Source organism: Affinirhizobium straminoryzae, assembly GCF_007004135.1.
In the GTDB taxonomy this organism is placed as follows: domain Bacteria; phylum Pseudomonadota; class Alphaproteobacteria; order Rhizobiales; family Rhizobiaceae; genus Neorhizobium; species Neorhizobium straminoryzae.
This window is the reverse complement of record NZ_VJMG01000115.1, coordinates 1-9,382: the sequence shown is the minus strand read 5'-3', so window position 1 is coordinate 9,382 and position 9,382 is coordinate 1. Positions and strand designations below refer to the sequence as shown.

Annotated in this window: 8 protein-coding genes and 1 pseudogene; 3 read left to right on the top strand and 6 right to left on the bottom strand. The window is 63.3% G+C overall.

The window, feature by feature from the left end:
* Positions 1–37: 37 nt before the first annotated feature.
* From FNA46_RS25530 to FNA46_RS25515, 4 genes are read right to left on the bottom strand one after another with little or no spacing between them, the layout of a single operon-like run.
* Positions 38–1,297, bottom strand: a complete 1,260-nt coding sequence (locus tag FNA46_RS25530; RefSeq protein ID WP_143128051.1) for an ABC transporter substrate-binding protein — start codon at positions 1,295–1,297, stop codon at positions 38–40.
* Positions 1,298–1,317: 20 nt separating this feature from the next.
* The gene (locus FNA46_RS25525) at positions 1,318–2,433 is read right to left on the bottom strand and encodes an ABC transporter ATP-binding protein (protein WP_143128050.1); all 1,116 of its coding nucleotides are present in this window, start codon (positions 2,431–2,433) and stop codon (positions 1,318–1,320) included.
* Between the two features lie 3 nt (positions 2,434–2,436).
* Positions 2,437–3,345 carry a carbohydrate ABC transporter permease gene (locus FNA46_RS25520; protein WP_143128049.1) on the bottom strand — a complete coding sequence of 303 codons (909 nt, stop codon included), beginning with the start codon at positions 3,343–3,345 and terminating at the stop codon, positions 2,437–2,439.
* A gap of 4 nt (positions 3,346–3,349) precedes the next feature.
* Complete coding sequence (locus tag FNA46_RS25515) at positions 3,350–4,234, bottom strand: carbohydrate ABC transporter permease (RefSeq protein WP_143128048.1); 885 nt, start codon at positions 4,232–4,234, stop codon at positions 3,350–3,352.
* A gap of 387 nt (positions 4,235–4,621) precedes the next feature.
* Between FNA46_RS25515 and FNA46_RS25510 the strand changes: the two genes are divergently transcribed.
* On the top strand, positions 4,622–5,548 hold the full coding sequence (locus FNA46_RS25510; RefSeq protein ID WP_143128047.1) for a helix-turn-helix domain-containing protein: 927 nt from the start codon (positions 4,622–4,624) through the stop codon (positions 5,546–5,548).
* A 6-nt stretch (positions 5,549–5,554) separates the two neighbouring features.
* Here FNA46_RS25510 and FNA46_RS25505 read toward each other — a convergent pair whose 3' ends face one another.
* Together FNA46_RS25505 and FNA46_RS25500 are read right to left on the bottom strand one after the other, a co-directional pair.
* The gene (locus tag FNA46_RS25505) at positions 5,555–6,103 is read right to left on the bottom strand and encodes a hypothetical protein (protein ID WP_143128046.1); all 549 of its coding nucleotides are present in this window, start codon (positions 6,101–6,103) and stop codon (positions 5,555–5,557) included.
* Positions 6,104–6,308: 205 nt separating this feature from the next.
* On the bottom strand, positions 6,309–7,202 hold the full coding sequence (locus tag FNA46_RS25500; RefSeq protein WP_143128045.1) for a LysR family transcriptional regulator: 894 nt from the start codon (positions 7,200–7,202) through the stop codon (positions 6,309–6,311).
* Positions 7,203–7,308: 106 nt separating this feature from the next.
* Here FNA46_RS25500 and FNA46_RS25495 point away from each other — a divergent pair.
* Both FNA46_RS25495 and FNA46_RS25490 read left to right on the top strand, forming a co-directional pair.
* Positions 7,309–8,516: pseudogene (locus FNA46_RS25495) on the top strand (MFS transporter).
* Positions 8,517–8,700: 184 nt separating this feature from the next.
* Positions 8,701–9,351, top strand: a complete 651-nt coding sequence (locus tag FNA46_RS25490; RefSeq protein ID WP_210245919.1) for a hydrolase — start codon at positions 8,701–8,703, stop codon at positions 9,349–9,351.
* Positions 9,352–9,382 lie beyond the last annotated feature (31 nt).

Here is a 9,382-nt window from a genome sequence, read left to right as displayed (position 1 = left end):
GGGCGGTCCCCGCAACGCCGGGGACCGCCCGGTCGCATCAGAACTTTTTCAGCACGCCGTTGACGCCTTCGATGATCTGCTCGGCGGCATCCTTGGCGCTGATCTGCTCGTAGCCATACTCTTCCAGCGTATCGAGGAAGACGGCGCGGATTTCCGGATGCTCGTTGAGCGGCGAGACGGTCGGGCCGGTGCCCTTGACGATGAGGTCATGGGCGGCGGCGATCGGCGCCTCGATCTTGCCGGCATCGGCCAGCATCTTGGCGGCGATCTTGCTGGCCGGCAGGCCGCGCGAGGTGCCGAGCGCCGTGATGCCCTCCGGTTCGTTCAGCAGGCAGTTGACGATCTGCGCGGCCGCCTTCGGATTCTTCGAGCGCTTGGAGATGGAGAAGACCATCGATGGCTTGCGGTAAACGCCTTCCGTCTTGGCATCGGCATTCTTCAGGATGGCGACCGGCTCCAGCACCTGGCCCTTCAGCGGATCGGCATATTTGGAGAAGGTCGAATCCCATTCATAGGAGCCGGAAATGCGACCATCGGCCCATTTCGGGCTTTCGAACAGGTTGAGGTTGCCTTCCGCCGCATTGCCCTTCTGGGATACGACGACGCCGTCCTTCACCAGCTTGCCATAGAATTCGATCGCCTTGGCGAGATCGTCCTCGCTCCAGGCCACCTTCTTGGCAACGGGATCGACGAGATCCTTGCCGGTATTCTGGGTGGCGTAGAGCGAGATCAGCAGAACGGCCGTCTCCTTCACGGCATTCATCGGATAGGCATCCGGGCCGGCCTTTGCCTTCAGCTGCTTTGCGGCGGCAAACAGTTCGTCCCAGGTTTTCGGCAGGGCGACGCCCGCCTTGTCGAACGCGGTCTTGTTGAACATGAAGACGCGGCCGGTGGTGGAGACCGAAAGCCCGTTCAGCTTGCCGTTCATCGTGCCGGCCGCCAGATCGTCCGCCGACCACTGGCTGAGGTCGATGACGTCCTTGTACTGGTTGAGATCGGCAAAGCCGTCGCCCTTGATCGAGAACAGCGGCAGCCAGGGCCAGTTGATCTGCATGATATCGGCTTCGGTGCCGCCAGCGATCTGCGTCGTCACCTTCTCCAGATGACCGTCCCAGCCGGTGAACTCGGCCGCAATGGTGTGGCCATACTTGTCGCCGCAGGCTTTCAGCGCTGCCTGCGTTGCCTTGTGGCGGCTGTCGCCACCCCACCAGGACATGCGCAGATCCGCAGCGCCCGCCGCTTGGGCAAGGCTGGTGGCAGCAAGCGCCGTCGCCAGGAAAAGCTTGGTCAGTTTCATGTCATTCCTCCCGGACATGTTTAGTGAAGATCGGCCAGGGAGACGTTCTCCCCGGTCTTGCGGTCGAACAGATGCGCCGTCTCCTGGCTGGGCTGCAGGCGGACGATGTCGCCCTGGATCTTGCTTCGGTCGTAAGCGGTGGCCGACACCACCACGATCATCTGCTGGCCCTCGACATTGACGTAGAGGTAGACCTCGTGGCCCATGAACTCGACATGCGAGACACGGCCCTCAAGCGCGTTGTCCTCGCCGGCGCCGACCAGCGAAAAATGCTGCGGGCGCACGCCGAAGGTGAGCGCGCTCGCGGCTTTCGGGTTCAGCCGTTCCAGCATGGCCGGCCCGAGCGCCAGGCTCTGCGAACCGATCGACAGCGTGCTGCCGGAAAGATCCGCATCGATCAGGTTCATCTCCGGGCTGCCGATGAAGCCGGCGACGAAGGCATTGGCGGGGCGGTTGTAGAGCGTCACCGGATCGGCCACCTGCATGATGCGGCCTTCCTTCATCACGCAGATACGGTCGCCCATGGTCATCGCTTCCGTCTGGTCATGGGTCACGTAGACGACCGTCGACTGCAGGCCATCGGCCTTCAGCTGCTTGTGCAGGTCGGTGATGCGCACGCGCATGGAGGCGCGCAGTTTTGCGTCGAGGTTGGACAAGGGCTCGTCGAACAGGAAGACCTGCGGCTTCTTGATCAGCGCGCGGCCGACTGCGACGCGCTGCGCCTGGCCGCCGGACAGCTGCTTCGGCAGACGCTCCAGATAGTCGCCGATCTCCAGGATGTTGGAGACGTCGCGGGTCGCCTGCTCGATCTCCTCGGCCGGCCGGCGCTTGAGGCGAAGCCCGAAGGAGAGGTTCTTGCGCACCTTCATGTGCGGGTAAAGCGCATAGTTCTGGAACACCATGGCAATGCCGCGTTCGCCGGGCGCCTTGTCGTTGACGAGGCTGTCGCCGATGCGGATCTCTCCGCCGGTAACGCGTTCCAGGCCGGCGATCATGCGCAGTGTCGTGGACTTGGCGCAGCCGGAAGGGCCGACCAGCACCATGAACTCGCCATCGGCCACGTCCAGGTTGATCCCGTGCACGGCTTTGAAGCCGCCATAGTCTTTTTCGAGGTTTCTAAGCTGTAGACGAGCCATGACTTATCCTTTCACGCCACCGGCGGAGATGCCTTCGATGAAGTATTTCTGGGCCACGAAGAACACGATCAGCGCCGGCAGGATGGTCAGCACCGACATGGCCAGGATCCGGTTCCACTCGAAGGCCTCGGTGGTATCGATCGAGAGTTTGAGCGCCAGCGACACGGGGAACTTGTCGACCGACGAGATGTAGATGAGCGGCCCGAGAAAATCGTTCATCGTCCACATGAACTGGAACAGGCAGACCGAGATCAGCGCCGGCGTCAGAAGCGGCACGACGATGAACAGCAGCACCTGCCAGGTGTTGGCGCCATCGACGCGGGCGGCCTCTTCCATGTCGCGCGGGATGGCGCGCAGGAACTGCACCAGCATGAAGACGAAGAAGGCATCGCCGGCAAAGGCCGAGGGCACCCAGAGCGGCAGGAAGGAATCGAGCCAGCCGAGATCGCGGAACAGCAGGTATTGCGGAATGCGGGTGACGACGTTCGGCAACAGAAGCGTGGCGATCAGCGAGGCGAACAGCACCTTCTTGCCGGGGAAATCGAAGCGGGCGAAGCCATAGGCCACCGCCGTGCAGGAGATTGCCGTGCCGATGATCTTCGGGATCACGATCAGGAAGGTGTTCCAGAAGAAGTGGCCGAAGGTGTAGGGCGTCGAGGTCTTCCAGCCGTTGACATAGCCGGAAGTCGTCGGCTCGTGCGGGATGAAGCCTGCGCCGGCGAAGATCTCCGAATTGGTCTTGAACGAGGCGCCGACCAGCCAGATCAGCGGGTAGAGCATCAACAGGCCGACGGCCGCAAGGATGCCGTAGCGCAGTACCATGCTGACGAGGTGGCGGCGGCGCTGCGCCTTTAGGATGCGGTCGGCCTCCTGGTCGACGGCGAGATTGGGGGATAGCACGTGATCGGCCATGGGATCAGCTCCTCTTGTCGCCGGCGTAGTAGACCCAGTGGCGCGAGGACCAGAAGGCGATGACGGTGAGCACCATGATGATGGCGAAGAGCACCCAGGCGATCGCGGAGGCATAACCCATGTCGAAGCGCTTGAAGGCCTGCTCATAGATGTAGAGCGGCAGCAGATAGGTGGATTTGAGCGGCCCCCCTTGCGTGATGATGTAGGGGCCGTTGAACTCCTGGAAGGCCTGGACCATCTGCATGATCAGGTTGAAGAAGATGACCGGCGTGATGAGCGGCATGGTGATGTGCCAGAAGGTGGAGAACTTGCCGGCGCCATCGATGGAGGCCGCCTCGTAGAGCGACTTGTCGATGCTCTGCAGAGCCGCGAGGAAGATCACCATGGCAGAGCCGAACTGCCACAGGCGCAGAAGCGTGATGGTGAACAGCGCATTCGTCGGATCGCCGAACCAGTTGACCGGTTCCAGCCCGATGCCGGCCAGCGCCATGTTGACGATGCCGACATCGGCAAACAGGTAGCGCCACATCACCGCGATCGCGATCGAGCCGCCGAGGATGGACGGCACGTAGAAGGCGGTGCGGAAGAAATTGATGAATTTCAGCTTGTAGTTCAGGATGACCGCGATGAAGAGCGCGAAGGCGAGCTTCAGCGGCACCGTGGTGAACACGTAGACCAGCGTGACCCACAGCGACTTGCGGAAGGTACGGTCTGCGGTGAACAGCTTGATGTAATTTTGGATGCCGGTGAAGACCGGCGCGCTCATCAGATTGTAGTCGGTAAAGCTCAGGTAGAAGGACGCGGCAAAGGGCAGCGCCGTGAACACCAGGAGCCCGATGATATAGGGCGACAGATAGATGAGCCCGAGAAAGCGGTTATCTCCGCTCATGCGGCAACTCCTACGGGAAGGGTCGGCCGGGCGGCCGGTGTGTGAACCTGCCCGCCGTGACGTGCCGGAATGGCTTTCGGGCGGTGACATGCGGTGATGTCATACAGGTTTTCAGGGAAAGCGTTCTGGTGGTGCCCCGTGGAGATCCTCGCCGGCCATGGCTGCGCAGGCGCACTGCCATGGCCGGAAGGGTTCCAGATCGGGCGTTCCGAATTCTGCATGTCGATATCGGGGTTTTCTGCATCAGCGCGCGCGAATGCGTCCAGCGTCAGCTGCTTCTCCCCCGCTCCTCCCATTGAACAGGTGGCGGATCTGGTGTTTTCCGCCGTAGGGCGCTACTATCTTCCTGACGCTGCCAGAAGAGAATAGAGGCTTCCGGACAAAAAGATGGATAAAAATGAACAAGGCCCTCTGGCGCCCATTCCGGTGCAGGCGCTCAGTCTCAGCCTCACGCGCTCTGCCATCAAGATGCTGCACTCGCCGACCTGGCGGATCGACAAGGTGAATGCCGTGCATGATCTTGTCATATGTCTTACAGGCAGAGCGGACTATGAAGTTGCCGGGGAGAGGGTGGCGATGGAGCCCGGATCGGCCATGCTGATTCCTGCCGAAACCCGGTTCGTCGGGCGCACCACGTCAAGCGAACTCTATACCGGGGTCGCCCAGCACTTCACGCTCGACGTGTTCGGCCGCATGGACCTGATCTCGCAGATGGACATCCGCCGCGCCGTCCGCCTGCCCCGCTGGGAGATGCTGGCGCCGCTGGTGCGGCATTACCGCGAAACGGTGCCGCTCTCATCCACAACGCTGCCGCAACACCACATGTTCATGGTGTTCCTCACCGAGTTCATCGATGCGGCCTTCCTCGGCTGGCGCCAGCAGCAGGAGGCATCGGTCGACAATCCGGATGCGCTGTCGCTGGCGGTGATGGTGGCGGCAAGCCGCATCGCCGCCGATCCCCTGAACGATGCGATCGTGGAGACGGTTCTCTCCTCAATCCCCTACAATCTCGATTATTTTCGCCGCATCTTCCGCCGCCAGGTGGGGCTGACTCCCGTCAAGTACCAGGAGTTCAAGCGGATGGAGCGCGCCATGGGCCTCCTGGCCGGCGGTCGTTCGGTCAAGCAGACGGCAGCCTTTGTCGGCTATGCCGACAGTTACTACTTCTCCCGCATGTTCAAGCATTATATCGGCGTCAGCCCCGCGGGCTACAAGGCGGCCGAGCGCCGCCACCGCGACGGTCACTTTCCGCGCGGCCAGGAGGATGGTCTCGTGGTCTATCCGCTCCTGGCCCGCCGGCAGGAGGAGGCCTGAGGCCGGTCAGTGGACCGTGCGCTGCTCGCTGACGAGCTGGATGCACAGCGCTGCCATGATGTGCTGGAGCGCAGGTGAAGCGTGGTCGTCATCGCCCGATAGGAAGGGCAGCAGCGCGAGGCCGAGCTTGTGGATCACGGGGTCGGGCGTGTTGCGGCGAAGCCTCGGTCGCACCCTCAGATCCGGAAAGCGGCCGGTCACCTCTTCCACCAGCGAGAGCGGCAGCATGACGCCGACGGCATCCAGCCTGGTCGAGATGCGGATCTCCGCCCCCTTGCGCAGATCGACGAGGCAGATGCTGCCCTGCTCGTATTGCCGTGGCGGCAGGGCCGATCCATCCGCCAGGAGATCACAATGGGTGACCGGTCTCAGATAGATCATCGCGAAATAGGCCGGGCGCGCTTCAAGATGCAGCACCACGTCGCGACCGTCTTCCAGACCCTCGCGAACATGCCAGGCCGATATGGTCTCCCGCCGGAAGGGGGCTACCCGCAGCGACGGGAAGTGGGAAAGGAGGCTGAGCTTGCCGGCTTCGTAGTCTGTCCCTGCCGCCATGGCCTGCTCCCCGGCATTGCTTCCGCAATTTGCGCAATATCAAGCCGCTACGCCAGAACGAGGCCCGGCGCAAGGCTATCTTTCTGCCTAGTCCGCCTGGACGAGCCGGGTTTGGTGCCAAAATGATCGAAACAGACAAAAGACCGAGCAAAGATGGAGATAACCGTTGTTCCGGACGGTCGGCAGCGTGATGGATCCCTGCTCCTCAGACGGTGCGGATACCGGCTGCGATGAGCGTCTGGCGCAATGTTGCAATGAAGACCCGTACCTTGGGCAGCACCAGCTGGCTGGTGGGGTAGACGGCCCAGATGGCGATCTCCTCCGGCACCGCGTCAACGAGATTGATCTTCACCAGTCGGCCGGCCGCCACGTCTTCATCCACATACCAGTTCGACAGAAGGGCGATGCCGCCGCCGGCCAGACTGGCCGCCTGGCATCCGGCAATGCTGCTGCAGGACAGCCTGCTGCTCAGGCGCACATGCCGCTCCCGTCCCTCGCCCATGAGGGTCCAGTGGGTGGCGCTGCCGAGCGCCAGGCAATCATGCTCCGCCAGATCCTCCACGCGGTTCGGCAGGCCGCGGCGGGCGATGTAGGCCGGGCTTGCCACCAGCGCACGCGGGTTGTCGGCGAGCTTGCGGGCAATCAGGCTGCTGTCGCGCAGCCGCGCGATGCGGATGGCGAGATCCGTGCCGGTCGCCACCAGATCCGGCAGGCTGTCGCTGAGATCGACCGATATCCGCAGGTCCGGATTGTCCTCCAGCAGCTTCGGCACGAAGGGCATGATGAACTTAAGCCCGAAGGAGATCGGCACGGAGACGCGCAGAAGCCCGGCGGCGCCGAGCGTTTCGGCCCTCAGCCGTGCCATGGCCTCGGCCTCGTTTTCCACCAGCGCCCGGGCAAAGGGCAGGAAGGTCTCGCCTTCCGGGGTCAGCGCCAGTGACCGGGTGGTGCGATGCAGAAGCCGGATATTCAGCGCAGTTTCGAGTGCCGCGAGACGCCGGCTGGCGATCATCGGCGTCAGGCCCAGCTGGCGCGCCGCCGCCGCGAGGCTGCCGGCAGTGACCGCCGCAACGAAGACCTGCACATCGGCCGTGTCCATTCTATCGAAATCCGTTATGCTGATCGATCGTTTCGCATGACTAAATCATGAATCGCAAAAAGGCTACAGAGATTGACAGTTCAATCCAGCCAGAAAGGCGATCATCATGGAAACGACCGCAGTCCATCCGGCGGCCACGCATCAGGGCCTTGGCCAGCTTTCCCTCCTTGCCATGGCCGTTGCCAGCGGCATCGCGGTGCCAATATCTATTACAATCAGCCGATGCTTGGCCTGATCGAGGCCGATTTTCCGCAGGAGCCGGTCACCGGGCTGATCCCGACCGCGACGCAACTCGGCTATGCGTTCGGCCTGTTCTTTCTGCTGCCGCTTGGCGATCTCGTGCATCGCCGCCGGCTGATCATCGGGCAGTTCGTCGTGCTTGCCATGGCGCTCGCGCTCGCGGCCATGGCGCCCACCGGCTGGACACTGGCGCTGGCCTCGCTGGCCGTCGGCGCCGGTGCCACCGTTGCCCAGCAGATCGTGCCCTTTGCTGCCTCGCTTGCCAGCCCGCATCGGCGCGGCGCCACCATCGGCACAGTGATGGCTGGCGTCCTCTCCGGCATCCTGTTCAGCCGCACACTGTCCGGCTTTATCGGTGCCCATGCCGGCTGGCGGGAGATGTTCTGGCTTGGCGTGCCGCTGGCACTGGTCGCCGGGCTGCTGATGGCCGCAACGCTGCCGCAGCATCGTCCGGTCTCCCGCATGCATTATGGCACGGCGCTGGCCTCGCTCGCACATCTTTGGAAGCGTGAACCGGCGCTGCGCACCGCAGCCCTGATGCAGGCCGCGCTCTTTGCCTCCTTCACCGCTTTCTGGACGGTGCTGGCGCTCTATCTCGCCACTCCGCGCTTCAACCTCGGCTCCGATGTGGCCGGCCTGTTCGGCATCGTGGGGGCTGCCGGGATTTTTGCCGCGCCGCTGGCGGGCCGCATTGCTGACCGCAAGGGCCCGCATGTCGTCGTCTGGCTTGGCGCCCTTCTCGCCCTTGCCGCCTGGGTGATCTTCGGCCTCTGGGCCTCGCTCGGTGCGCTGGTGATTGGCGTGATCATCCTCGATTTCGGCATCCAGAGTGCCCTCATCTCGAACCAGCACATCGTCTATGCACTGGACCCCGACGCCCGCAGCCGGCTGAATACGGTCTTCATGACCTCGATGTTCCTCGGCGGCGCCGCCGGTGCGGCACTTGCAACCCTGGCCTGGAGCCATGCCGGCTGGACGGGTGTCAGCCTGCTCGGCGCCATGCTCGCCCTGCTGGCGCTCGGCATTCGTGCCGCAGGCCGCGCCGGTCACGCCGCAGGCCGGTCGCGCCACTGAGTCTGCCGCGCATCCGGGAGGGAGCCTGGCGCCTCCCGGATGTGGCCTTGGTCCCTTCTCCGCGTCGTCATGATCGAAACGTCCAAATCCGACGCGCAACATGCAAGAGCGTCGTGCGCCGCCCGTCTAAGACTGTGCCGTACCCTTTCCGGGGCTCATCCAATTTCGAGAGGCACCCATGTCCATCACCGCGACGCCGACGCCCGGCGCAAAGCTTCTGAAGCCGCATGACCACACGCTGATCCTGATCGACTTCCAGTCGCAGATGTCGTTTGCGACCAAGAGCATCGATGCCGTGAACCTGCGCAACAATGCGGCTCTGATTTCCAATGGCGCCAAGGGCTTTGGTGTTTCCACCATCCTGACGACCGTGGCCGAGAAGAGTTTTTCCGGCCCGATGTTTTCCGAAATTACCGAGGCCTTCCCGGGCCAGGCGCTGTTTGACCGTACCTCGATGAACACCTGGGAGGATTCTGCCGTCATCGATGAGGTCAACCGGATTGGCAAGACGCGCATCGTGCTGGCCGGTCTGTGGACGGGCGTATGCATCGTCGGCCCGGCACTTTCGGCCATCGACCAGGGTTTTGAGGTTTTCGTCATCGCCGATGCCTGCGGCGATGTCTCCGTTGAGGCGCATGACCGCGCCATGGACCGCATGGTTCAGGCCGGAGCGCAGCCGATGACCTCGCTCCAGTACCTGCTGGAGTTGCAGCGCGACTGGGCCCGCACCGAAACCTACGACATGACCACCGGCGTGGCGAAGAAGTTCGGCGGCTCCTACGGCCTCGGCATCATCTACGCCAAGACCATGTTCGGCGCCTCCGAAGGCCACTGATGCCCGCTCCCGGTGCCCCTCCACAAGGAGG